Annotated in this window: 24 protein-coding genes, 1 pseudogene and 1 riboswitch; of the genes and pseudogenes, 23 read left to right on the top strand and 2 right to left on the bottom strand. The window is 54.2% G+C overall.

The window, feature by feature from the left end; translation table 11 throughout:
- The first annotated feature begins 27 nt into the window (after positions 1-27).
- From coaBC to EVJ34_RS02195, 12 genes and pseudogenes are all read left to right on the top strand, one after another.
- Positions 28-1,218 carry a bifunctional phosphopantothenoylcysteine decarboxylase/phosphopantothenate--cysteine ligase CoaBC gene (coaBC, locus tag EVJ34_RS02245; protein ID WP_131484591.1) on the top strand — a complete coding sequence of 397 codons (1,191 nt, stop codon included), beginning with the start codon at positions 28-30 and terminating at the stop codon, positions 1,216-1,218.
- Positions 1,215-3,539 carry a primosomal protein N' gene (gene priA / locus EVJ34_RS02240; protein WP_131484590.1) on the top strand — a complete coding sequence of 775 codons (2,325 nt, stop codon included), beginning with the start codon at positions 1,215-1,217 and terminating at the stop codon, positions 3,537-3,539. The genes coaBC and priA overlap by 4 nt, the downstream gene beginning before the upstream one ends.
- Before the next feature lie 11 nt (positions 3,540-3,550).
- A pseudogene (gene def, locus EVJ34_RS15980) lies at positions 3,551-3,982 on the top strand (peptide deformylase); the annotation flags it as partial.
- 39 nt (positions 3,983-4,021) lie between these two features.
- Positions 4,022-4,936 (top strand): methionyl-tRNA formyltransferase, encoded by a 915-nt coding sequence (gene fmt, locus EVJ34_RS02235; protein ID WP_368665986.1) that lies wholly within the window; start codon positions 4,022-4,024, stop codon positions 4,934-4,936.
- Between the two features lies 1 nt (position 4,937).
- Positions 4,938-6,266 (top strand): 16S rRNA (cytosine(967)-C(5))-methyltransferase RsmB, encoded by a 1,329-nt coding sequence (gene rsmB, locus EVJ34_RS02230; RefSeq protein ID WP_131484588.1) that lies wholly within the window; start codon positions 4,938-4,940, stop codon positions 6,264-6,266.
- A 2-nt stretch (positions 6,267-6,268) separates the two neighbouring features.
- A complete protein-coding gene (gene rlmN / locus EVJ34_RS02225) occupies positions 6,269-7,354 on the top strand; it encodes a dual-specificity RNA methyltransferase RlmN (RefSeq protein ID WP_131433850.1) in 1,086 nt (361 codons plus the stop codon).
- 8 nt (positions 7,355-7,362) lie between these two features.
- Positions 7,363-8,097 carry a Stp1/IreP family PP2C-type Ser/Thr phosphatase gene (locus EVJ34_RS02220; protein WP_131433852.1) on the top strand — a complete coding sequence of 245 codons (735 nt, stop codon included), beginning with the start codon at positions 7,363-7,365 and terminating at the stop codon, positions 8,095-8,097.
- A gap of 5 nt (positions 8,098-8,102) precedes the next feature.
- The gene (gene pknB / locus EVJ34_RS02215) at positions 8,103-10,040 is read left to right on the top strand and encodes a Stk1 family PASTA domain-containing Ser/Thr kinase (RefSeq protein ID WP_131484587.1); all 1,938 of its coding nucleotides are present in this window, start codon (positions 8,103-8,105) and stop codon (positions 10,038-10,040) included.
- 44 nt (positions 10,041-10,084) lie between these two features.
- Positions 10,085-10,969 carry a ribosome small subunit-dependent GTPase A gene (gene rsgA, locus EVJ34_RS02210; RefSeq protein ID WP_131433856.1) on the top strand — a complete coding sequence of 295 codons (885 nt, stop codon included), beginning with the start codon at positions 10,085-10,087 and terminating at the stop codon, positions 10,967-10,969.
- Between the two features lies 1 nt (position 10,970).
- Positions 10,971-11,627, top strand: a complete 657-nt coding sequence (gene rpe, locus EVJ34_RS02205; RefSeq protein WP_131484586.1) for a ribulose-phosphate 3-epimerase — start codon at positions 10,971-10,973, stop codon at positions 11,625-11,627.
- Between the two features lie 19 nt (positions 11,628-11,646).
- Positions 11,647-11,748, top strand: a riboswitch (TPP riboswitch).
- A gap of 73 nt (positions 11,749-11,821) precedes the next feature.
- Entirely contained in the window at positions 11,822-12,394 is a 573-nt protein-coding gene (thiT, locus tag EVJ34_RS02200; RefSeq protein WP_131433860.1) for an energy-coupled thiamine transporter ThiT, read from the top strand.
- Complete coding sequence (locus EVJ34_RS02195; protein WP_131484585.1) at positions 12,394-12,981, top strand: thiamine diphosphokinase; 588 nt, start codon at positions 12,394-12,396, stop codon at positions 12,979-12,981. The genes thiT and EVJ34_RS02195 overlap by 1 nt, the downstream gene beginning before the upstream one ends.
- A gap of 58 nt (positions 12,982-13,039) precedes the next feature.
- On the opposite strand, the gene rpmB is transcribed toward EVJ34_RS02195, so the two are convergent.
- A complete protein-coding gene (rpmB, locus tag EVJ34_RS02190) occupies positions 13,040-13,228 on the bottom strand; it encodes a 50S ribosomal protein L28 (protein ID WP_015881349.1) in 189 nt (62 codons plus the stop codon).
- A 253-nt stretch (positions 13,229-13,481) separates the two neighbouring features.
- Here rpmB and EVJ34_RS02185 point away from each other — a divergent pair, with 253 nt between their 5' ends.
- From EVJ34_RS02185 to rnc, 11 genes are all read left to right on the top strand, one after another.
- Entirely contained in the window at positions 13,482-13,844 is a 363-nt protein-coding gene (locus EVJ34_RS02185) for an Asp23/Gls24 family envelope stress response protein (protein ID WP_016509701.1), read from the top strand.
- A 22-nt stretch (positions 13,845-13,866) separates the two neighbouring features.
- A complete protein-coding gene (locus tag EVJ34_RS02180; protein ID WP_131484584.1) occupies positions 13,867-15,558 on the top strand; it encodes a DAK2 domain-containing protein in 1,692 nt (563 codons plus the stop codon).
- Between the two features lie 63 nt (positions 15,559-15,621).
- Positions 15,622-16,284, top strand: coding sequence for an L-serine ammonia-lyase, iron-sulfur-dependent subunit beta (gene sdaAB / locus EVJ34_RS02175; protein ID WP_131484583.1), 663 nt, complete (start codon positions 15,622-15,624; stop codon positions 16,282-16,284).
- Positions 16,285-16,296: 12 nt separating this feature from the next.
- Positions 16,297-17,184 (top strand): L-serine ammonia-lyase, iron-sulfur-dependent, subunit alpha, encoded by an 888-nt coding sequence (sdaAA, locus tag EVJ34_RS02170; RefSeq protein WP_131433868.1) that lies wholly within the window; start codon positions 16,297-16,299, stop codon positions 17,182-17,184.
- Positions 17,171-19,201 carry an ATP-dependent DNA helicase RecG gene (recG, locus tag EVJ34_RS02165; protein ID WP_131433870.1) on the top strand — a complete coding sequence of 677 codons (2,031 nt, stop codon included), beginning with the start codon at positions 17,171-17,173 and terminating at the stop codon, positions 19,199-19,201. The genes sdaAA and recG overlap by 14 nt, the downstream gene beginning before the upstream one ends.
- Positions 19,202-19,293: 92 nt before the next feature.
- Positions 19,294-19,863 (top strand): transcription factor FapR, encoded by a 570-nt coding sequence (fapR, locus tag EVJ34_RS02160; protein ID WP_131433872.1) that lies wholly within the window; start codon positions 19,294-19,296, stop codon positions 19,861-19,863.
- Complete coding sequence (gene plsX / locus EVJ34_RS02155; RefSeq protein ID WP_131433874.1) at positions 19,860-20,849, top strand: phosphate acyltransferase PlsX; 990 nt, start codon at positions 19,860-19,862, stop codon at positions 20,847-20,849. The genes fapR and plsX overlap by 4 nt, the downstream gene beginning before the upstream one ends.
- Before the next feature lie 18 nt (positions 20,850-20,867).
- Positions 20,868-21,788 carry an ACP S-malonyltransferase gene (fabD, locus tag EVJ34_RS02150; RefSeq protein ID WP_131484582.1) on the top strand — a complete coding sequence of 307 codons (921 nt, stop codon included), beginning with the start codon at positions 20,868-20,870 and terminating at the stop codon, positions 21,786-21,788.
- Complete coding sequence (gene fabG / locus EVJ34_RS02145; RefSeq protein ID WP_131433878.1) at positions 21,781-22,521, top strand: 3-oxoacyl-[acyl-carrier-protein] reductase; 741 nt, start codon at positions 21,781-21,783, stop codon at positions 22,519-22,521. Before fabD ends, fabG begins: the two co-directional genes overlap by 8 nt.
- 59 nt (positions 22,522-22,580) lie before the next feature.
- Complete coding sequence (acpP, locus tag EVJ34_RS02140) at positions 22,581-22,820, top strand: acyl carrier protein (protein WP_021067091.1); 240 nt, start codon at positions 22,581-22,583, stop codon at positions 22,818-22,820.
- Between the two features lie 58 nt (positions 22,821-22,878).
- On the top strand, positions 22,879-23,658 hold the full coding sequence (gene rnc, locus EVJ34_RS02135) for a ribonuclease III (RefSeq protein WP_131433880.1): 780 nt from the start codon (positions 22,879-22,881) through the stop codon (positions 23,656-23,658).
- Positions 23,659-23,704: 46 nt separating this feature from the next.
- Here the strand turns inward: rnc and EVJ34_RS02130 are convergent, their stop codons facing one another.
- A complete protein-coding gene (locus tag EVJ34_RS02130; protein WP_021067093.1) occupies positions 23,705-23,899 on the bottom strand; it encodes a DUF1128 family protein in 195 nt (64 codons plus the stop codon).
- Positions 23,900-23,971 lie beyond the last annotated feature (72 nt).

Below are 23,971 nucleotides of genomic sequence, written 5' to 3'. Positions count from 1 at the left end.
CATTGTCTATAAAGGGGAGAAAAGGGAATGTTGAACGATCGGAATATCTTGCTTTGTGTGAGCGGCGGCATCGCGGCATATAAGGCGTGTGCCCTCACTTCGAAACTCGTGCAAGCCGGGGCGAACGTGCGCGTGGCGATGACCGCCTCAGCCGAGGAGTTCGTGGGAAAGGCAACGTTTCAGGCGCTCAGCCGCAATCCCGTATACACCGACGTGTTCGAAGAGCACGACCCGACCAAAATCGCCCATATCGACGTCGTCGACACGAGTGACTTGATTGTCGTCGCGCCTGCCACAGCGAACATGATCGCGAAACTTGCGGCCGGTATTGCTGACGATTTCATCACGACCTCGATTTTAGCGGCGAAATGTCCTGTCATCGTCTCACCGGCGATGAACGTCAATATGCTTGAACATCCCGCCACACGCCGCAACATCGAGACGCTCAAAACGTTCGGCTATCAAATCATCGAGCCGGGCGTCGGCAATCTCGCTTGCGGTTGGGTCGGTGGGGGACGTCTTCCAGAACCAGAAGACCTCGTCCGGATCATTGAGAGCCAGTTCGTCCCGAAACATCTGCTCGGGAAGCGGGTGTTGATCACGGCTGGTCCGACGGTCGAGCGAATCGACCCGGTCCGGTTCCTATCGAACGACTCATCGGGCAAGATGGGCGTCGCGCTCGCCGAGGCGGCCCGTGACATGGGGGCGTATGTCACGCTCGTTCATGGACCGCTTCAAGTGCCGGTACCGGACGGGGTGACCGCCATCGCTGTCGAATCGGGGACGGATATGCTCGAGACGGTGCTCGCGCGCTTCGATGACCAAGACCTCGTCATCAAATCGGCCGCCGTCGCTGACTATCGTCCGAAGACGGTCCATACCGAGAAACATAAAAAAGTACACGGTCCGTTGACGATCGAACTCGAAGAGACGACGGACATTTTAAAGACGCTCGGAGCGAAGAAGACGCACCAGATCCTCGTCGGCTTTGCGGCGGAGACGGAGAACCTCGAGCAACACGCCCGCGATAAAATCGCCCGCAAGCGTGTCGACTACCTCGTCGCGAACGATGTGTCACAACCAGACATCGGTTTCCGCTCCGACGACAATGAGGTCATGTTGTTCCGCGCGGATGGAGCCCATGTCCGCTTGCCGCGTCAAAGCAAACGCGAGCTCGCCGTTGAATTGCTCACCCACTTTAAGGAAGATTTACAATGATCGCCCACGTCCACGTCGATGCCCCGGTCATCACGATCGATCGTCCGTTCGATTATGAGGTCCCAACCCAGTTCGAGACGTTGATTGAACCGGGGATGCGCGTCTCGGTCCCGTTCGGTTCACGCCGTCTGCTCGGCATCGTGACCGGTGTCTCCGCAGGGACCCGGGAAGGATTAAAGCCGCTTGAAGCGTTACTGGACGAAGAGTCGTCACTGACGGATGAACTGCTCGACTTATCGACACACGTGAAAGAGACGACGCTCTGCTTCCGTTCGTCGGCTCTTCTCGCCATGCTCCCGGCGGCTTTGAAAGTGAGTTACGACAAAGAAATCAAAGGGGAGACGCTCCCGGATGGAGTCCGAGCCGGCACTCATCTCTCGGAATATCCGAAAGAGACACAGTCCATCATTTTGGCGCTCGCCAAAAAAGGGGACATCCTGCTTGCGCCGGTGTTAAAAGAAAAACGAACGGTCAAGACGGACCTCGTCATCGAGCTGATCGATGCGAGTCTCGTCCCGGCCCGAGCGAAGAAACAGCAAGAAGCGATTCAGTTGCTAAAGGACGTACCGCGCATGTATTGGTCAACGTTGCGTCAAGTCGGTCTATCGCGTGCCCAACTTCAAAAAATGGAGACGCTCGGTGCCATCAACGTGACCGAGGTCGAACTGAACCGTGACCCGTACGCCACGATTGAACAAGTCATCGAGACGGTTGAACTGAATGACAGCCAAGCGATGGCCGTCCATGCCATCCGTGACGCCGACGCAGGGGAGACATTGCTCCTGCATGGCGTCACCGGCAGTGGGAAGACCGAGGTCTATCTGGAAGCGATTGGTCAAGTCGTCGATGAAGGAAAACAGGCGATTTTGCTCGTGCCGGAGATCTCGCTCACACCGATGATGGTCAAACGGTTCAAACGTCGTTTCGGAGACCGTGTCGCCGTCCTTCATAGCGCCTTATCGCAAGGTGAGAAATATGATGAATGGCGGAAAATCAAGCGACGTCAAGTCGATGTCGTCGTCGGGGCACGTTCGGCCATCTTCGCCCCGCTCGAGAATATCGGCCTGCTCATCTTAGATGAAGAGCATGAGACGACGTATAAGCAAGAAGAGAACCCGCGCTACCATGCGCGGGACGTCGCGATTTGGCGGGCCCATTATCACGGGTGTCCGGTCGTGCTCGGGAGTGCGACGCCGTCACTCGAGTCGTACGCCCGTGCTCAAAAAGGTGTGTACCACTACTTGCAATTGAGTGAACGATACGGAGGCGAGATGCCGCCGGTTCATATTATCGATATGCGGCGTGAACTTGCCAAAGGGAACACGACGATGTTCTCGGAAGATTTATTTGTCGCCATCAACGACCGGATCGCCAAGAAAGAGCAATGTGTCATCTTGCTCAACCGTCGCGGGTTCACGACGTTCGTCATGTGCCGCGACTGTGGGGAAGGACTTACCTGTCCACACTGTGCCGTCAACTTAACGTACCATCAGCACGGTGATCGTCTCAAATGCCACTATTGTGGTTACGAGATCGGTATGCCGTCGAAGTGCCCGACCTGTGACAGTAAAAAAATCAAACAGTTCGGTACCGGTACACAAAAGATTGAGACCGAGTTGTTGAACCGCATCCCTGAGGCACGAATTATCCGGATGGACCAAGATACGACGTCTCGGAAAGGCTCGCACGAGCAACTGCTGAAACGTTTCGAGGACGGGGAGGCGGACATCTTGCTCGGTACGCAGATGATTGCCAAAGGACTTGACTTCCCGAACGTGACACTCGTCGGGGTGCTCGCGGCAGATGCGACACTCGGCATGCCTGATTTTCGGGCGACCGAGCGCACGTTCCAGCTCGTGACCCAAGTTGCCGGAAGAGCCGGTCGAGGAAGTTTACCGGGCGAGGCATACGTGCAGACGTATAACCCGGACCATTACGTCATCGAGACGGCGAGTGAGCACGACTATGAATCCTTTTTCGCGCGTGAGATGCAACTTCGTCAAGTCGGCAACCATCCGCCGTATTGGTACGTCACGCTCGTCACATTCGCAGCGGAGAGCCCGCTCGTCGCCCAAGCCGAGGCCGAGCTGTTCGCCTCCGATTTCGTCGAGGCGCACGTGGCCCAATCACGACTGAACGGGCCGATGCCGGCGCCGCTGTCAAAATTAAAGAATTTGTTCCGCTATCAGTTGTTCATCAAGACGAAACATCCTGAGGCGTTATATCCAGTCCTCGCCGCACTGCAACAAGCACGGGCGAAGGCGATCAGCAAAAAAGAATATCAATTGAGTATCGACGTAAATCCATACGTATTCATGTGAGGTGGAACCAGATGTATAAAGTAGTAGAGATCCCAAATGAGATTTTACGGGTCACGTGTGATCCGGTGACAAAGTTTGATAAAAAATTGCGCCAGACGGTCGACCGCATGTTCGACACGATGTATGAGTATGACGGTGTCGGCGTCGCCGCCCCGCAAGTCAACTTGAACCAACGACTCGCCGTCGTCCACACGGATGATGAGACCGGTCCACTCGTGTTGATCAACCCAGAGATTATCGAGACGTCGGGAACCGAGATCGGCCTTGAAGGCTGCTTGAGCATCCCGGGCGAGTTCGGGTTCGTCGAACGGCACGAGACGATCGTCGTCAAGACGCAAGACATGAAAGGCCGTTATCAAGAAGTGAAGGCGAGCGGTTTCTTCGCCCGGGCGATTCAACATGAAATCGACCATTTGGACGGGGTATTGTTCACGGACAAGCTTGCGGTACCGGAAAAGGGGACGGACCAACGCATCGTCTTCATGGGCACGCCAACGTTTGCCGTATCCGTACTTGAGCGCTTGCTCGAAGAAGGATACAATGTCGTAGGTGTCGTCTCGCAACCGGATAAGCCGGTCGGACGAAAACGCGAACTAAAACCGACGCCGGTGAAAGAATGTGCTTTGCGCCACAATATCCCGGTGTTGCAACCTGAAAAGGTACGGACCGATTATGCGGATATCTTGGCACTCGAGCCGGATTTGATCGTGACGGCAGCTTACGGGCAAATCGTCCCGACTGAACTACTCGAAGCACCGAAGCATGGGGCTATCAATGTACATGCCTCGCTCTTGCCGAAATATCGGGGGGGCGCCCCGATTCATCAAGCCATCCTTGATGGGGATAAAGAGACGGGTGTGACGATCATGTACATGGTCGATAAACTCGATGCCGGCGATATGATCGCCAACACGGTCGTCCCGATTGAAGAATTGGATACGGTCGGCACATTGTTCGACAAGCTCGCGGTCGCAGGGTCGGACTTGTTAATCAAGACGCTTCCCGCTTTCCTCGCCGGTTGGATTGAAGCTGTGCCGCAAGACGAGCGTGACGTCACGTTCGCACCGAACATCAGCCGGGAGCGGGAACAGATTGATTGGACCCGGTCCGGCGCAGACATTTATAATCAGATCAGAGGGATGAATCCGTTCCCGACGGCGTATACGACGATTGCCGGAGAACGGGTCAAACTGTTCTTTGGGTCAAAGACGACCGGGACGGGTGAACCAGGAACGATTGTACGACTTGAAGAAGATGGGTTTGTCGTCGCGACAGGCGACACGGTCGCTATTAAAGTGATCGATTTGCAACCATCTGGTAAAAAACGGATGGACGGGGCCACGTTTATGCGTGGGGCCGGCCAAAAGTTACAAGTCGGCGATCGACTAGGAGGATAATATGAACGTACGAGTAGCAGCGCTTGATACGCTAATCAAAATCGAACAAGGCGGCGCCTATTCGACGATTGCGGTCAACGATTTATTGAAACAGAAGAAATTGGCGACGAAAGATGTCGGTCTATACACGGAGCTCGTCTACGGGACGCTCGGTCGGAAACGGACGCTTGACTATATTTTAGAGAAGCGGGTCCAACACCCTAAAAAATTGGACAAATTCGTCTTGCCACTCTTACGGATGAGCGTCTATCAACTATTTTATCTCGACAAAATCCCGGATCGTGCCGTCTTGCATGAAGCAGTCGAGATCGCGAAAAAACGGGGCCACTCGGGAACCGGAAAATTCGTCAACGGCGTCTTGCGCAACGTCATCCGGGACGGTTTCCCAAATTTGAGTGCGTTGCCGGACGCTGAAAGGATTGCCATCGAACATAGTCATCCCGATTGGCTAGTTGCTGAATGGGTCGAGACGTATGGCGTCGAAGCGACCGAGGCGATGTGTAAACTGAACAATGAGCCGGCTCCGGTAACGGTGCGGGTCAATAGCCAACGTGTCACCGTTGACGAGATGATGGAACGGCTCGCCGAAGTCGATGTCGTTGCCAAACGGTCGGAACTATCAGCGGACGGTCTCGTCATCGAGTCCGGAAACGTCCACGCGACGGCGTTCATCGATATGGGCTTGTTGTCGATTCAGGACGAGAGCTCGATGATTGTCGCTGATGCGCTTCAAGCCGGGAAGACAGAACGCGTACTCGACGCGTGTGCTGCCCCTGGAGGAAAAGCGATGCATACGGCCGAACGAATGGACGGCGGAACGCTCGTCGCCCTCGACTTGCACCCGCATAAAGCGAAGTTGATTGAACGTCAAGCGAAGCGTCTGCATATCGATGGAGTGACCGCACTTGCCCTCGATGCCCGCCAGGCCGGGGACAAATTTGAACCGGAGAGCTTCGATCGGATCTTACTCGACGTCCCATGTTCGGGACTCGGTGTCATCCGTCGCAAGCCAGACATCAAATGGACAAAAGACAAATCTGCCCTTGCCGGACTGCCGAAAGTCCAACGTGAAATCATTGACGCTGTCTTGCCACTGCTTAAACGAGGTGGTACGCTAGTGTACTCGACATGTACCATCGATCCGACTGAGAATGAACAGCAGGCCGATTACATTTTGTCGAACGGATTGACGTGGGATGAGACACTCCAAGACCGTCTTCCCCAAGTATTGCGCCCGATGGTGTCATCGGACCGCGCTGAACTCAAATTACTCCCGACGTCGTTCGGAACGGACGGCTTCTATATCGCCGCATTTAAGAAAGAGGTATAAACATGAATCCAAAAGCAGTTGAAAAAAATCCATTGGTCGGTGCCAAGCCGTCCCTCTATTCCCTCACGTATTCTGAACTCGAACAGTGGCTCATCGAGGCAGGAGAAAAATCGTTCCGCGCGAAACAGTTATATGACTGGATGTACGTCAAGCGTGTGACATCGTTCGACGATATGACGAACGTCTCTAAACCGCTCCGCGAGAAATTAGACGCGTCATTCCAATTGACGACGTTAAAAGAACTCGTCCGTCAAGAGTCACAAGACGGCACGATCAAGTTCTTGTTCGAGCTCCAAGACGGATATTCCATCGAGACGGTTCTCATGCGCCATGAGTATGGCAACTCGGTCTGTGTCACGACTCAAGTCGGCTGCCGCATCGGTTGCACGTTCTGTGCCTCGACGCTCGGCGGTTTGAAACGTAACTTAGAAGCCGGCGAAATCACGGCGCAAGTGCTCGACGTGCAACGCGCGCTCGACGCGAGCGGCGAACGAGTCGACTCTGTCGTCGTCATGGGCATCGGCGAACCGTTCGACAACTATGACGAATTGATGCGTTTCTTGCGCACGGTCAACCACGACGATGGTTTGAACATCGGTTCACGCCATATCACCGTGTCGACGAGCGGGATCGTACCGAAAATCTACAAGTTCGCCGATGAAGGGATGCGCATCAACTTCGCCATCTCACTTCACGCACCGACGACAGAAATCCGGACGCGTCTCATGCCGATCAACCGTGCTTACAACTTGGACAAGTTGATGGAAGCCGTCAACTATTACACAGAGAAAAGTGGTCGCCGCATCACGTTCGAATACGGTTTGTTCGGTGGCGTCAACGATACAGAAGAACATGCCCATCAATTGGCTGACTTGTTAAAAGGCGTCAAATGCCACGTCAACTTGATTCCAGTCAACCACGTGCTCGAGCGCGACTACGTCCGCACGCCACGTAAACAAATTTTTGCCTTTGAAAAAGTGCTCAAAGATCGAAAAGTGAACGTGACGATTCGTCGCGAGCAAGGTTCGGATATCGATGCGGCTTGTGGGCAGCTTCGAGCGAAGGAGCGCGAACAAGAAACGAGGTAATCAGGAAGATGGAATTAGCATACCGAACCGACCGCGGGCAAGTGAGGGCGCAGAACGAGGACGCCGTCTTGATTTTAGGAGACGAGCGTGCCGGGATCGCTCTCGTGGCCGACGGTATGGGAGGACATGAAGCCGGAGAGGTTGCGAGTCAGCTTGTCATCGAGCAGTTTCGCCGTGCCTTTCCGACGCTTCCTGCCTCACCGATGGAGATGGAAAATTGGTTCCGCCACAATGTGGAACTGGCCAACGAGCAAGTGCTCGACTTCTCGAAACAAGCGAATCTGCTGATGATGGGGACGACGATCGCCGGTGTCTGTTGGCACGACGAGACGATCGTCATCGTCCACGTCGGGGATAGTCGTGTGTATGCCTTGCGTGAGGATAAGCTCCAACAATTGACGGAAGACCATTCTTACGTCAACGTGTTGAAGCAACTCGGAGAATTGACCGAGGAAGAGATGCGTGTCCACCCGAAACGTAACATCATCACCCGTGCGATCGGCTCGAAGGAACATGTCGAACCCGATCTGCAAGTGTTTGCCGAACCCGAGTTTGATACGATTTTAATCTGTACGGACGGCTTGACGACGCATTTGACCGATGACGAGATCAAACAAGTTTTGGAACGTCCCGTCTCGGCGGACGTCAAGGCGGATCAATTGATCGATCAAGCCAACCGTTTGGGCGGAAGTGACAACATCACTGTTGCCCTCGTCCAGTTCACAGATAGAAAGAGAGGATGAATCCGATGCGAAGTGGAGAACGAATCAACGATCGTTATCGGATCGAACAGCAAATCGGCAACGGCGGCATGGCAAATGTCTACCGGGCTCACGATGAGATTTTAAACCGAACCGTCGCCATCAAAGTGTTGCGATCTGAATTCTCGCATAATGAACAATTTATACGCCGGTTCGAACGAGAAGCCCATGCGGCGGCGAGTCTGAACCATCCGAATATCGTCGCCATTTACGACGTCGGAGACGAACGCGACATCTATTACATCGTCATGGAACATGTCGATGGGATGACGCTAAAACAACATTTACAAGAAGAGTACATATCTGTCGACGAGGCGCTCCGCATCATGGGACAGATTTGTGATGCGATCGATCACGCCCATGCGAATCGAATCATTCACCGGGACATCAAACCACAAAACATGATGATCGATCAAAGCGGCAACGTCAAAGTGACGGACTTTGGCATTGCGGTGGCCATGTCTAACGCTACGTTGACCCACACGATGTCGGTGCTCGGGTCGGTCCACTACTTTTCTCCAGAGCAAGCACGCGGAAAGTTCGCCGATGAGAAGTCAGATATTTATTCGCTCGGCGCCGTACTCTATGAACTCGTGACCGGTCGGGTACCGTTCATTGGCGAGACGCCGGTCGCTGTCGCGCTGCAACATCTGCAAGATGATCCGATTCGACCGATGGATTTGAACCCGAACATCCCGCAAGCGCTCGAGAACTGTATCATGCAGGCACTCGCGAAGTCACCGGGCGCACGTCACGCCTCGGTCGCCGCATTCAAGAAGGATTGTATGACAGCACTCGATCCGGAACGTGCGAACGAACCGAAGCGATCGAATGCGGAGCAAGATGCGTTTGATCAGACGCTCGTCATGGCGCCTGTCGTGCCGGATGAGCCGAACGCAAATGAGGCGCCGGAACAACCGGTCGCAACAAGTGAACCCGTGAAAGACAAACCGAAACGGAAAAAGAAGTGGTGGCTCTGGATCCTACTCGCTCTCCTGTTGATCGGTGGCGGAATCGGGGCGTATGTCATCGCCGATGAGATGTCCCGTGCCGTCGTCCCGGATGTCGTCGGAATGACGAGCGACGAGGCGACGACTGAGCTTGAGACGGCCGGTTTTGTCGTCGAGGCGACCGAACGGGCGAGTGATAACATTGCCGCCGGGGACGTCATCTCTCAGACTCCGCAAGCCGGTCGGAAGCCGAAACGCGGGACGACCGTGATGATTGTCGTCTCGGCCGGAAAAGAGACGGTCGAGATGCCAGACGTGGAAGGATTGTCCCAGTCGGCGGCCGAACGGACGCTCAAAGACCTAGATTTCACGGACATTGAGATTCAGTCGGAGGCGTCCGAGACGGTCGATAGTGGAGATGTCATCTCCCAATCGATCACCCCAGGCAATGAAGTCGTTCCGTCTGAAGAGACGGTGACGCTCGTCGTCTCGACAGGCAGCAATAAAGTCGAACTCGCCAACTTGGCGGGCTATACGTTCGAGGAAGCGACGACGTATGCTGAGCAAAATAGCTTGAAAATCGTCAAACGTGACGAGTATTCAACGAGCGTTCCTGCGAATCAAATCATCCGTCAACTCCCGACGGCCGGTACGGCAGTCGATCCGGGGACGGAACTGACCGTCATCGTGTCACAAGGGGTCGAACCGACCGACGTCTCGATCGAGCGGGAAGTCAACGTCGAAATCGAACCGCCGCCCGAAGGGGAAGAGGCTGAAGCGCTCGAAGTCGTCATTCGGACGGTCGATGCCCGTGGCGAAGTCGAAGTGTTGCGTGATAAGATAACAGAGACGACGACATACTCGTACACACTCGTCATCGCACCGGACGAAGTCGGAACCGCGACGATTGAAGTCGATGGGGAAGTCGTACGGACGGATACGGTGACGTACGCACAAGCAAAAGATGCACAGTGAAGAGGTGGCGCGCGCGTCGCCTCTTTTTCTAAGGAGGGAATGGAATGAAAGGTACGATCATTCGATTACAAGGCGGATTTTATGACGTCATGACAGAAGAAAAACAAGAGATTCGCTGTCGCGCCCGCGGCAATTTCCGCAACCGGAACATCTCGCCTGTCGTAGGTGATGATGTCGACATTCAAGACCAAGAGGACGGCACCGGTTATATACTGGCCGTCGATGAGCGGTCGAACCATCTCGTCCGCCCGCCAATCGCCAATATCGATCAAGCGTTTTTACTGTTTTCCGTGAAAGAGCCGGCGTTCTCATTCCATCTGCTTGACCGTTTCCTCGTCTTGATCGAGTCGAAGCAAGTCCATCCGATCATCGTCTTGACGAAGATGGACTTGTTGACGGAATCAGAACGGAAGCCGATTCACGAAGCAGCGACCTTATACCGCTCCATCGGCTATGAGGTCATCGAGACGTCGACCGAGGATGGGTCGGGGATTGAACAAATCCGTGGTTCGTTCAAAGACAAGACGAGCGTATTCGCTGGACAGACGGGCGTCGGGAAAAGTTCGCTCTTGAATGCGGTCGCGCCTGAGCTTGAACTTGCGACCGGGAAGATTTCGAAGTCGCTCGGCCGAGGGAAGCACACGACGCGTCACGTCACGCTCATCACACTCGCTGACGGACTCGTCGCTGACACGCCTGGTTTCTCGAGCCTCGAGTTCCCGGTCGAACTCGAAGTCGAGGAGATGCGGTGGTGTTTCCCTGAGTTTGTCGAGCGGCATGACGACTGCAAATTCCGCGGCTGTGCCCATTTGAACGAGCCGGGCTGTGCCGTCAAAGCGGCTGTCGAAGCCGGAGAAATCGCTTCCACCCGTTATGAGAATTATGTTACGTTTATGGCAGAGTTAAACGATAGACAACGGAGGTACTGACATGATTAAAATTGCACCATCGATTTTAGCGGCGGACTTCGCCAATCTAGAATCAGAAGTAAAGGCGGTCCAAGAGGCCGGAGCGGATTATATCCATTTTGATGTCATGGATGGACAGTTTGTCCCGAACATCTCCATCGGGCTACCGGTGCTCGCGAGTTTACGGGAAAAATCGGACATGGTACTTGATGTCCATCTGATGATCGATCAGCCGGAGCGGTTCGTCGAAGATTTCATCAAGGCCGGGGCGGATATCGTTACGGTTCACATCGAAGCGACGAATCACTTGCATCGCGTCTTGCAACAAATCAAAGCGGCTGGCGCCAAGTGTGGCGTCGTCTTGAATCCGCATACGCCGCTCTCGTCGATTGAACACGTGCTCGGTGACGTCGATATGGTGCTCCTTATGACGGTGAACCCTGGCTTTGGGGGCCAGAAGTTCATCGAATCGGTCGTCCCGAAAATTGCGGCGCTGAATGAGATGCGCCAAGCCCGTCGTCTCGACTTTGAAATTGAGATTGACGGCGGCGTGAACGCGGACACGGCAAAACTATGCATCGATGCCGGGGCTGACGTGCTCGTGGCCGGGTCGGCCATCTATAATGAGCCGAGTTACAAAGAAGCAATCGATAGCATTCGCAACGCATCTCGTGTATAATCGACCATAGAACAACAAATATTGTCGCAAGGGGTGTCACATTCTGTGGCTGAGAGGCATCACGCTAACCCTTTGAACCTGTTCCGTTCACACGGACGTAGGGATGTGGCGAAAATGCACGTTGCTACACGATAGCAGCATGGCGTTTACGTCATGCTGCTTTTTGTCGTTCACTCATATAAGGAGGGAATAAAATGAAACAACGTTTAAAATTACAGGCGCTCATCGAAATCTCGCTGTTCGCCGCACTCGGTTTGATTTTTGATTTACTCATCCCGTTCCGGATGCCACAGGGCGGATCAATCAGCTTGGCGATGTTGCCGATCTTTGTGATGGCGTACCGCCACGGCTTAAAAGGCGGACTTGCGACGGGGGCGCTCGTCGGGACGCTTCAATTGATGTTTGGGGCCTACATCTTCACACCTGTCCAATTCCTGCTCGATTATACGTTTGCTTACGGTGTCGTCGGTATGGCTGGACTATTCGCCGGACAAGTGAAACGAGCCGCCAAGGACGAGGCAAAAAAGACACTCATCATCTATTTGGTGCTCGGGGCGCTCCTCGGCTCACTGCTACGCTACGGTGCCCACGTCGTATCGGGGATTGTCTTCTTCGCTGAGTACGCGGAAGGACCGGTCGTGGCTTACTCATTCGCCTATAATATGACGTATATGCTCCCGTCATTCCTCGTGTCGGCCGTCGTTCTTGTCCTCTTGTTTGTCTCGGCACCACGTTTTGCGACACTCGCGACCCGGGACGTCCGCTAATGCGCGTCTTGATCGTAGCGGCGAGCCCGGAATCGATCCCGAGCCTCCCGATTGATGTCGATTATGTCATTGGCGTCGATGGGGGTTATGAGACGCTATTAGACCGTGGGCTGAATCCGGACCTCGTCGTCGGCGATTTTGATTCCTTCACGGGCGAAGTGCCGATCGACGCTGTCCGTTATCCGTCTGAAAAAGATGTGACCGACCTTGAAATCGCGCTTGAGGCGGCCCGGAGCCATGGGGCGACGGAGATGCTCGTCTACGGCGCTCTCGGTGGACGGCTCGATATGACGCTCAGCAACATCGGTTTGCTCGAGGCGTATCCCGAGATGCGTCTCATCTCAGCAGGGCAAATGGTGCGACTCGCGGGGACGGGGCGCTATGGACTCCCGCGCCAAGACGATCACTATTTGTCGCTCGTACCGTGGAAGCGGGCGAACGTCACCATCCGTGGCGTCAAATATCCGCTCGACCATCACGAGATCGTGAGCCATGAGGCGCTCACGATCTCGAACGAGTGGGCCGACGAATCAGCGGACTTGATTGTGCACGAAGGCATGGTGCTTGTGCTGTATGTCAAAAAATGAACACAAAAAAATCCCATCGGCGAATGCCGCTGGGATTTATTTCGTTCGTGTATAAAAATTATACGCGTTCAACGAGACCTGATTTAAGAGCGCGAGCTGAAACCCAAACTCGTTTAGGTTTACCGTCAACGAGAATACGAACTTTTTGTACGTTTACACCCCAAGTGCGTTTTGTCTTGTTGAGTGCGTGCGAACGGTTGTTACCTGATTTAGGTGATTTACCTGTTACGTAGCATTTACGTGCCATGCGTTTCCCCTCCTTTTTTATGTGGGTTCGTCCTAATAGACACTCGTTTATATTAGCACGGGTTTTTTCACGATGCAACTAGAAAATCATAGGATGACAAGAAAAAAACTTGACATTACTGGAAAGGATTTTAATAATGAATGAGGGTTACGGCTACAATTGACCGAGTTTATGGAGCAGGTTCTTTTAATAACTAGGTACTTATTGTAGAATGTAGTGAAGGAATCATTCCGAATAAAGGAGGCTACTCCATATGGCAATTGAAATGAAGACAACATATGGCAATATTGACATCACGAACGACGTGGTCGCAACACTCGCAGGCGGTGCGGCGATGGAATGTTTCGGCGTTGTGGGAATGGCGTCTCAAGCTCAATTGAAAGACGGGATTGCAGAACTATTGAAGCGTGAAAACTACGCCCGAGGCGTGGTCGTACGTCAAGATGGAGAAGACGTACATATCGACATGCACATCATTGTAAGCTACGGGACGAAAGTGTCGGAAGTCGCATACAACGTGCAAAGCCGTGTGAAATACACGCTCGGTGAAACTTTAGGATTAAACGTTTCGTCGGTAAACATATTCGTACAAGGCGTTCGTCTGACGAATGACTGACGAGAACGAAGGAGGATTTGGTGTGGGTTTAAAACGTTTAGATGGATTGGTGTTCGCGAACATGGTCGCGAACGGTGCAGCCAACTTGAGCCAGAATGCGGATTATGTAGATTCGCTTAACGTCTTCCCGGTGCCGGACGGCGATACGGGGACGAACATGAATTTGACGATGACATCGGGTGCGAAAGAAGTGGCCGCACTCAACTCGTCGAATATCGCTGATGTCTCATCGAAGTTTGCACGCGGTCTCTTAATGGGAGCACGTGGGAACTCGGGTGTTATTTTGAGCCAATTGTTCCGTGGCTTCGGTAAAGCGATCGAAGGAAAGACAGAAGTGTCAACAGTCGATTTCGCCGAGGCGTTGAAACGTGGCGTCGACACGGCATACAAGGCGGTTATGAAACCGGTTGAAGGAACGATTTTGACGGTTGCTCGTGAAGCGGCCGACGAAGCGCTCCGTGCTTCAGAGTCGACGAGCGACTTCAACGAGTTCATGGAACGCGTGATCGTGGAAGCAAAAGCTTCACTCGAGCGGACACCGGACTTATTGCCTGTCTTAAAAGAAGTCGGCGTCGTCGATTCGGGTGGTCAAGGACTGCTCGTCATTTATGAAGGGTTCCTCGCAAGCCTTGAAGGCAAAGAACTCGAGAAACCACATGCACCGGTCATGGATGCGCTCATCGAAGCCGAACATCATGCCCACGCCGCGCAAGGATTCATGTCGACCGAAGACATCGAGTTCGGTTATTGCACGGAAATCATGGTCCGTTTCCAAGACGTCAAGTTGAAGGATGCCCCGTTCAATGAGGATGCGTTCCGCAACGAACTGTCTGAACTTGGGGACTCACTCCTCGTCGTCGCAGACGAAGAGTTGCTCAAAGTCCACGTTCACGTCGAAACACCTGGTGACGTCATCACGAAAGGGCAGCGCTACGGCGAGCTCGTCGCTGTCAAAATCGAGAACATGCGTCAACAGCACTCGACGATCTTAGAAGAAGAGCACGGTGCCAACCAGCACGGCGTCCAAACGGCTACTTCGACGGCTCCGAAGGCAAAAGTGCCATATGCGATCGTCACAGTCGCGATGGGTGAAGGTGTCAGCGACTTGTTCCGTTCACTTGGGGCGGCTCACGTCATCGAAGGCGGTCAGACGATGAACCCGTCGACGGAAGACATCGTCAAGGCGATTGAAGCGGCCAACGCGGACCACGTCTTCATCTTCCCGAACAACTCGAACATCATCATGGCTGCCGAACAAGCGGCATCGGTCGCACCTTGCGGCGTCTCGGTCATTCCGACGAAGACGGTGCCACAAGGACTCGCGGCAGCAATCGCATTCAACCCGGAAGCGGATGTCGACACGAACGAAAGCGTCATGAAGACGGCGGCAAGTGCCGTCAAGTCTGGTCAAGTGACGTATGCGGTCCGTGATACGAGTATCGATGGTGTTGAAATTCGTAAAGATGACCATATGGCGATTGCTGAGAAGAAAATCGTTGCCTCATCAGGTTCGAGCCTCGAAGCGGCGAAGAGATTAGTCGACGCTCTTGTGGATGCCGACGACGAGATCATCACGATCTTGACGGGTGAAGGTTCGTCCGCAGAAGACGTCGAGGCACTCTCGGCTTACATTGAGTCGAAGAACGACGAAATTGAAATCGAAGTTCACGACGGGAAACAACCGCTCTACTCCTACATTTTTAGTGTGGAATAAGCTGTAACTCAGCCCTACCTTCTGTATAATGAAGGTAGGGTTTTTTTGAAAGGGGGAAATGCGATGAAATATCGCAGTGTGTTTGATATCATCGGACCGGTCATGGTCGGTCCATCGAGTTCGCATACGGCCGGAGCCGCGCGCATCGGCCTCATGGCTGGGAAGTTGTTCGGGCGAACGCCACGGCTCGCGCACGTCACGTTTTATGGGTCGTTCGCCGATACGTATCGGGGACACGGCACCGATGTCGCCATCGTCGGTGGCATCATGGGCTTCGATACGTTCGATTTGCGCATCCCGCAAGCGCTCGACATCGCGAAAGAGCGCGGCATCGAGGTCGTCTTTGAGACGAGTGACGCGTTGACCGATCATCCGAACACGGCCCGCGTCCGGCTAGAAGACGAGGACGGCACGTTTGAAATCGTCGGGATTTCAATCGGGGGTGGGACGATCGAAATCACCGAGTTGAACGGATTCCCACTCAAATTGTCTGGCGGCGGACCGGCACTTGTCGTCTTGCATCACGATCGCTTCGGGGCGATTGCGGCCGTGACAGGTATTTTGGCCAAATATGAGTTAAACATCGGCCATATGGAAGTGAGCCGTCATGAGAAAGGCAAACAGGCGCTCATGGCGATTGAGATTGATGACCATCTATCAAAAGACGTGTTAGCGGAAATTGAGCGGTTACCTCAAATCGAACGGGTAGCCATCTTTGGGGAATAAGGAGACACCAATATGTTTAAATCAGTAGAAGAATTAGTCAGAACGGCAACAGAGCGAGGTATCCCGATCTCAGAAGTGATGATCGAGCAAGAAGTGCACGTCAGACGCTCGACGCGTGAAGACGTCGTCGGCATGATGGAGCGCAATCTAGAAGTGATGGAAGAAGCGGTCGCACGGGCCCTCGAAGGCGTGACGTCCGTGACGGGTCTCACGGGGAACGACGCCGTGCTCATGACCGACTATATCCGTTCCGGCAAATCGCTCGCCGGGGATTTGATTTTAGATGCGGTCGCCAAAGCGATCGGGACGAATGAAGTCAATGCGGCGATGGGACGTATTTGTGCGACCCCGACGGCTGGAAGCGCAGGTGTCGTACCGGGTACGTTGTTTGCGGTCAAAGAACGTCTGGAGATGGACCGTGACGCGATGGTCCGCTATTTGTTCACGTCAGGTGCGTTCGGCTTCGTCGTCGCCAATAACGCATCCATCTCGGGAGCAGCCGGTGGTTGTCAGGCGGAAGTCGGGTCTGCGACCGGGATGGCCGCGGCGGCCATCGTCGAAGCGGCCGGTGGCACGCCGGAACAATCGGCGACAGCATTTGCGATCGCCTTGAAAAACATGCTCGGTCTCGTCTGTGACCCGGTGGCCGGCCTCGTCGAAGTACCGTGCGTCAAACGGAACGCCATGGGCGGGGCAAACGCGATCGTCGCGGCCGATATGGCCCTCGCCGGCATCACGTCGCGCATCCCTTGTGATGAGGTCATCTCGGCGATGCATGAGATTGGTCAAATGATGCCGACTGCTTTGAAAGAGACGGCTCGCGGTGGTCTCGCTAATACGCCGACGGCCCGACGTCTCGAACGAAACATCTTTGGAGAGAAAGAAAATGTCAAGAAGTGAGGCGTTGACGACGCTCAAAGGAGTCGGGCCAGAGATGGCTAAAAAATTAGAGGCGATGGGTCTCGAACGAATCGAGGACGTGCTGGAGCACGTCCCGTTTCGTTATGAAAATTATAATAGCGGCACCGTGACGACTGCCATCCACGGCGACCTCGTCAAATGGAGCGGGACCGTCCAGGCGGAACCGCTCGTTCGCTATTACAGCAAAGGCAAGAACCGGCTTCAATTCCGTCTGCTGCTCGAGGAGCGCTACGTCGTCCATGTGACGATGTTCAATCGGGCGTTCTATAAGGACAAGCTCACGCTCGGTGCGACCGTGACGGTCAAAGGGAAATGGGACATGAACCGGATGACAATCAGCGCGACCGACCTCGAGTTCGGTGAACTGTCGGACGGGTTGCAACCCATCTATTCACTTCGGTCCGGATTGACGCAAAAAAATTTCAGTCGGATCGTCAAGCTTGCGTTCGAACAGACGACCTCGTTCGAGGATCGCCTGCCCGAATCGATTCGGCAACGCTATCGCCTCTGGGACCGGGAGACGATGTTAACAGGGATGCATTTCCCTGATTCGGTCGAGACGTATAAGCAGGCACGCCGAAGCTATGTGTATGAAGAATGTCTGCTCTATCAATTGAAGCTCCAAGCGTTCCGCAAGATGGAACGATCGGGCAAAGGACGCGCCCTGATGCTCGATAAGCAACAGTTGAACGAGTTCGTCAAACAACTCGCGTTCCCGCTGACCGGGGCACAGACGCGTGTCATCCGAGAGATTGTTTTGGACCTTGAGAAACCGGAACGGATGAATCGGCTGTTACAAGGGGATGTCGGGAGCGGAAAGACAGTCGTTGCCGCGATCGCCTTGTATGCGACAGTGAGCGCAGGCTATCAAGGGGCACTCATGGTCCCGACCGAGATTTTGGCCGAACAACATCTCGCCTCGCTCCAAGCGCTGTTCGAACCGTATGGGATTCGGGTCGGGTTGTTGACGAGTTCGGTCAAGGGCAAGGCCCGCAATGAGTTGCTCCAGGCGATCAAAGTGGGGGATGTCGATATCATCGTCGGGACCCATGCCTTGATTCAAGGACCGGTCGAGTTCTCACGCCTTCATTTGGCCATCACCGACGAGCAACACCGCTTTGGGGTCGAACAACGCAAGATGCTCCGCGACAAGGCTGAACTTGCCGACGTGCTCTACATGACGGCGACGCCGATCCCGCGGACACTTGCCATCAGCGCTTTCGGCGAGATGGACGTGTCGACGATTGATGAGATGCCGGCCGGTCGAAAGCCGATCGAGACGTATTGGGCCAAGACCGACCAAATCGACCGGGTCCATGCGATGGTCGACCGTGAACTGACGCTTGGACGCCAAGCGTACGTGATCGCGCCGCTCATCGAGGAATCGGACACGCTCGAAGTCGAGAGTGCGACCGCGCTTTATGAAGTGTTACGGGAGCGCTTCCCGAACTATGCTGTCGGTCTCATGCACGGAAAACTGTCGAGCACCGAGAAAGATGACGTCATGAAGGCGTTTGCTAGCAACACGCTCCAAATCCTCGTCTCGACGACTGTCGTCGAGGTCGGCGTCAACGTCCCGAACGCGTCACTCATCATCATCCATGATGCGGAACGGTTCGGATTGGCGCAACTGCACCAGTTGCGGGGGCGTGTCGGTCGAGGCGCCGACCAATCTTATTGTATATTGGTAGGAGACCCGAAGTCAGATGTCGGGAAACTTCGCTTGAAGACGATGACGGAGACGAACGATGGCTTCGTGTTGGCCGAGAAAGATTTGGAGCTGCGCGGTGCCGGTGATTTCTTTGGGACGGCGCAGAGCGGTCTCCCGAGCTTCCGCGTCGCCGACCCCGTACTCGATTTAAAAGTCATGGAAGTGGCGATGCAAGACGCGGTCCGATTGCTCGGCAGCGAGGCGTTTTGGAGTGAAGCGACGTACGCACCGCTCCGTCAGTACTTGAAGCGACTCGACTTACTTGTCGGGGTACGCTTGGAATGAGAAACAACACTTGAAAATACAATCTAAAGAATATATACTGCTATTAGTACCAGGTATTAAGTTCTTTAGCATAGAGTTTAGGAGGGAACTGAATGCGGGTACCTAAGAAAGAGCGGCAACGCTTATTGCAAGAAACGATTGATCGTAACCCGTTCATCAAAGACGAAGAGCTGTCGAAACAGTTCGCCGTCAGTATTCAAACGATTCGTCTCGATCGGATGGAATTAAAAATCCCGGAAGTGAGAGAGCGGATCAAGCATGTAGCCTCAGAACACCTCGATGAAGTGAAGTCGCTCGCCATGAGCGAGGTCATCGGTGATATGATTGACTTGAAGCTCGATGAATCGGCCATCTCGGTTCTCGACATAGAGAGAGAACACGTCTTTAGCCGCAATGAGATCGCCCGGGGACATGTATTGTTCGCCCAGGCTAACTCGTTAGCGGTGGCGCTCATCAATGATGAATTGGCGTTGACCACTAAGGCGGAGATCCGCTTTAGTCGCCAAGTACATCTTGGAGAGCGAGTCGTTGCCAAGGCTCGTGTAATCAAACTGCGTCGAGACGGAAGAACGGACGTCACAGTGGATAGTTATGTCGGCGAAGAGTGTGTCTTTAGCGGAGACTTCACGATCTATCGTCGCGGTGAGGAGGAACAGGCATGAAATTAGCAATTGATGCAATGGGCGGGGACCACGCCCCGAAAGCGATCGTGGAAGGTGTCAAACAGTTTGCCGACGCATTCCCGAACGAATCGATGGAACTGTTTTTAGTCGGAGATGAGGTCAAACTCGCTTCTTACGGGTTGACCGACCCGCGAATTAAAATCGTTCCAGCGAGCGAAATCATCACCGGGGACGACGAACCGGTCCGAGCCGTCCGTCGTAAGAAGGACAGCTCACTCGTCGTAGCGGCCAAACTCGTCAAAGACGGAGAGGCCGACGCCCTCGTCTCGGCCGGGAATACGGGCGCCCTCATGGCGGTGTCGTTGTTCGTCATCGGACGGATTCCCGGCATTGAACGTCCTGCGTTGTCACCTACGTTCCCTACATACACGGGTAGCGGTGTCGTCATTTTAGACGTCGGGGCCAACCCGGACGCGAAGCCTGAGCACTTGGTCGACTATGCGATCATGGGCTCGCTCTACGCTGAGCACGTCCGCGGCGTCACACGTCCGCGCGTCGCGCTATTGAACATCGGGACCGAGGCTGGAAAAGGAAACGCCCTCACGAAAGAGGCGTACCCCCTCCTTGAGCAAGCCCCGGTCCACTTTGTCGGCAACGTGGAAGCGCGCGAGGCGATGTCCGGTGATGTCGATGTCATCGTCACGGAAGGATTCGCTGGAAACATCTTGCTCAAAGGCGTTGAAGGCTCGTCGTCGATGCTCATGAAAATGATGAAGGAGCAGTTCACGAGCGATCTCGTTTCGAAGCTCGCCGCTCTCGTCTTAAAACCGAAGTTAAAACGATTGAAACAAACATTAGATTATCGGGAACAAGGAGGCGCCGGCTTGTTCGGCATCAACGCCCCGGTCATCAAAGCGCATGGTTCGAGTGACGCGCTCGCCATCATGAGCGCGCTCAAACAGGCGAAAATCATGGTCGATCACGACGTCGTCACGAAAATCAAACAAGCAAAAGCCACAAACTAATTAAAAGAAGGTGAGTACATGGGGAAAACAGCATGGGTATTTCCGGGACAAGGGTCACAAGCCGTCGGCATGGGCGAAACGTTCCTCGACAATCCTGAACAACTGCAAGCGATCAACCGTCGCCTCGGATTTGATTTACTCGACGCCATGGCGGCAGGATCAAAAGAAGAGCTTCAACGGACCGAGGTGGCCCAACCGGCCATCGTGGCGCATGCGGCTTCACTCGCACAAGCTCACGCTAAAACGGGCGCCGCTCCAGACTTGGTGATCGGTCACAGCGTAGGAGAATATGCGGCACTCGTCGTCGCCGGCGTCATCGACTTGGAAGAGGCGAGTGTGCTCGTCCACGAGCGCGGCAAGTTGATGTCTGAAGTGAAGGATGGTACGATGGCTGCCGTCATCGGTATGACCGATGTCGACGAAGCGTTCCATGTGACGGAGAAAATCAGTGCTAGCGGGAACCTTGTACAAATCGCCAACTACAACTGCCCGGGTCAGTTCGTCATCTCAGGGCACATCGATGCGGTCAAACAGGCCGAAACAGACTTGAAAGAGGCGGGCGCGAAACGCGTCTTACCGCTGAACGTCTCTGGGGCGTTCCACAGCTCGTACATGATGCCGGCCGCGACGCGGTTCAAAGATGTGCTCGCCTCGTCGCCGTTCAAACCGGCGGCGATCGGGATCATTTCAAACGTCGATGCCGATGTCCATACCGACCCGGAAAAATTGAAAGCACTTCTCACTGAGCAACTGTACGCCTCGGTCCGATTCGAAGCATGTGTCCGCAAAGCGATCGACGCTGGCGTTGACACGTTCATCGAGTTCGGTCCGACGTCACCGCTGTCGGGTCTCATCAAACGGATCGATTCGAAGGTGACGATCAAACAGGCGACGACGCTCGAAGAGGTGGCCGCGTTAGGAGGAGAAGTACGTGCATGACCAAGTAGCAATCGTGACAGGCGCATCTCGAGGAATCGGGGCTGCCATCGCGAAGCGTTTAGGGGAAGACGGCTTTCGAGTCGTCGTGAATTACTCGGGTAGTGTTGAGAAAGCGAACGCCGTCGTCAACGAGATCGAAGCGAACGGTGGCGAGGCGATCGCCGTCAAAGCGGACGTCTCGAACAGCGACGATGTGAAGGCGCTCATCAAGACGGCGGTCGATACGTTCGGACGCATCGATTGTCTCGTCAACAATGCGGGCATCACGCGGGACGGTCTGCTCATGCGGATGAAAGAGGCGGATTTTGATGATGTGTTGTCGACGAACTTGAAAGGTGCGTTCTTGACGTCGCAAGCCGCGACGCGGACGCTCTTGAAGTCGAAGTCGGGACGAATCATCAATATCGCCTCGGTCGTCGGCATTACGGGGAACGCTGGACAGGCGAACTACGCGGCGGCGAAAGCCGGACTCATCGGCCTGACGAAGTCGGTCGCGCGTGAACTCGCCGGACGGCATGTGACGGTGAACGCCGTCTGTCCTGGTTTCATCCAGACGGACATGACCGACGCGTTGACAGACGCGCAACGCGAGGCGACGCTCGGTCAAATCCCGTTCAACCGTTTCGGACAAGTCGAAGATGTGGCGAACCTCGTCTCATTCCTCGCCTCAAGCCAAGCGGCCTACGTAACGGGTCAGACGATCGCTGTCGATGGCGGCATGACGATGGCTTGAAATCAGAACTTTACCAATCGGAACACATTTTATATACTTTAATTTGGAGGGATTTTATCATGACAACAGAACAAATCTTAGTAGACGTACAAGCAGCAGTGGCAGAGAAACTCGGGAAAGACGTATCTGAGATCACAGCCGACAAATCATTCAAGGATGACCTCGGTGCGGACTCGCTCGAAGTAATGGAAATGGTCATGGACCTTGAAGACAAGTTCGATATCACGATCGAAGACGAAGATGCAGAGAAGCTCGCGACTGTCGGCGACGTCGTCGCTTACATCGAAACTAAATTGTAATCAAGCCTCCCACCGCTCGTCACGAGCGGTGGGCTTGTGCTTATACACGGAGGGAATTATGACAAAGGACAAGCGACGGTTTGACCGTCAAGGGTCGGCGCAACGACGCCGACGAAATGAGCTCGAACGGTCTCGGATTCTCGAGCAGTTCAAAGCACTTGAAGAACGACTATCGGTTCGATTCACGAACCAAGACCTATTGATGCAAGCGTTCACCCACTCCTCATACGTCAACGAACAACGCGGTCTGAAAAAAGACAATGAGCGCTTAGAATTTTTAGGCGACGCGGTGCTTGAGTTGACGGTGTCTCGGTTTTTGTATGAGACGTATCCGGAGCGCTCCGAGGGGGAATTAACGAAGTTGCGGGCGGCCATCGTCTGTGAGCCATCACTCGTCAACTTTGCGGAAGCCTATGCTTTCTCTGATTTTATCTTGCTTGGGAAAGGTGAAGAGTTGACCGGCGGGCGGAAGCGTCCGGCGCTACTCGCAGATGTGTTCGAATCGTACATCGGCGCGCTCTATCTGGACCAAGGGATTGAACCAGTTGAACAGTTCCTCGCCGAAGCGGTTTTTCCGAAAGTCTTAGCCGGTGTGTTTGAAGAACAGACCGATTATAAGAGCCAGCTCCAAGAGAGTGTGCAACGGGAAGGACTAGGTCCTGTCTCGTACACGATCATCGAAGAGCGTGGTCCGGCGCATAGCCGGGAATTTGTCGCCCATGCCCGTCTATCAGACGATATCGTCGGCGAAGGCATCGGCCGATCGAAGAAAGAAGCCGAGCAGCTCGCGGCGAAAGAAGCGTTAATCGAATTCAACCGCCAGTACGCCGGCCTATAAGAAAAGGAGTGGACCGATTGTGGTCCACTCCTTTTCTGTCATCTCGTTACGTCAATTGTCCAAGTTCTTCGACGATCCCATCCACTTCAGAGATCGACAGCGACGAGCGGTTCATCACGTAGTCGTAAATCTCTTTGACGGCCGAGGCGTCTGCACGGTTATATTCTTCCGCTTTAATGGCGCCGCGGTTGATGATATTCATTTTGTCGAGAATTTCCTCAATCATTTGTTCGTTCGTCATCGGTCGTACCCCTTTCTACAGTTCTTTTTAGAATAGCATGATTCTAGCATTTTGACGAACTGGCAACTGTGG

It is taken from the genome of Exiguobacterium sp. SL-9 (assembly GCF_004336985.1).
In the GTDB taxonomy this organism is placed as follows: Bacteria; Bacillota; Bacilli; order Exiguobacteriales; family Exiguobacteriaceae; genus Exiguobacterium.
Note: the sequence above shows the minus strand (reverse complement) of the source record. Positions and strands in the feature narration are given on the sequence as shown.